Annotated in this window: 1 rRNA gene (running past one end of the window); it reads right to left on the bottom strand. The window is 56.2% G+C overall.

Going from position 1 to position 1,396, the window contains the following annotated elements:
- Position 1: 1 nt before the first annotated feature.
- Positions 2 to 1,396 (bottom strand): 23S ribosomal RNA (locus AC067Z_RS38510) (it continues 1,797 nt past the right edge of the window).

Genomic DNA, 1,396 nt, shown 5'->3' with positions numbered 1-1,396 from the left:
TGAGGACAAGCCCTCGGCCTATTAGTACCGGTCAACTCCACCCCTTACAGGGCTTCCATATCCGGCCTATCAACCCAGTCGTCTACTGGGAGCCTTACCCTCTCAAGGAGGTGGGAGTCCTCATCTCGAAGCAGGCTTCCCGCTTAGATGCTTTCAGCGGTTATCCTTTCCGAACGTAGCCAACCAGCCATGCCCTTGGCAGGACAACTGGCACACCAGAGGTTCGTCCGTCCCGGTCCTCTCGTACTAGGGACAGCCCTTCTCAAGACTCCTACGCGCACAGCGGATAGGGACCGAACTGTCTCACGACGTTCTAAACCCAGCTCGCGTACCGCTTTAATGGGCGAACAGCCCAACCCTTGGGACCGACTCCAGCCCCAGGATGCGACGAGCCGACATCGAGGTGCCAAACCATCCCGTCGATATGGACTCTTGGGGAAGATCAGCCTGTTATCCCCGGGGTACCTTTTATCCGTTGAGCGACGGCGCTTCCACAAGCCACCGCCGGATCACTAGTCCCGACTTTCGTCCCTGCTCGACCCGTCGGTCTCACAGTCAAGCTCCCTTGTGCACTTACACTCAACACCTGATTGCCAACCAGGCTGAGGGAACCTTTGGGCGCCTCCGTTACTCTTTGGGAGGCAACCGCCCCAGTTAAACTACCCATCAGACACTGTCCCTGATCCGGATCACGGACCCAGGTTAGACATCCAGCACGACCAGAGTGGTATTTCAACGACGACTCCCCCTGAACTGGCGTCCAGAGTTCACAGTCTCCCACCTATCCTACACAAGCCGAACCGAACACCAATATCAAACTGTAGTAAAGGTCCCGGGGTCTTTCCGTCCTGCTGCGCGAAACGAGCATCTTTACTCGTAGTGCAATTTCACCGGGCCTATGGTTGAGACAGTCGAGAAGTCGTTACGCCATTCGTGCAGGTCGGAACTTACCCGACAAGGAATTTCGCTACCTTAGGATGGTTATAGTTACCACCGCCGTTTACTGGCGCTTAAGTTCTCAGCTTCGCCCCACCGAAATGGAGCTAACCGGTCCCCTTAACGTTCCAGCACCGGGCAGGCGTCAGTCCGTATACATCGCCTTACGGCTTCGCACGGACCTGTGTTTTTAGTAAACAGTCGCTTCTCGCTGGTCTCTGCGGCCACCCCCAGCTCACCGAGTAAATCGGATCACCAGTGATGGCCCCCCTTCTCCCGAAGTTACGGGGGCATTTTGCCGAGTTCCTTAACCATAGTTCACCCGAACGCCTCGGTATTCTCTACCTGACCACCTGAGTCGGTTTAGGGTACGGGCCGCCATGAAACTCGCTAGAGGCTTTTCTCGACAGCATAGGATCATCCACTTCACCACAATCGGCTCGGCATCAGGTCTCAGACT

Source organism: Streptomyces sp. NPDC043812 (assembly GCF_056436245.1).
The sequence above is the reverse complement of the archived record's forward strand: the minus strand, read 5'-3'. Positions and strand labels throughout refer to the sequence as shown.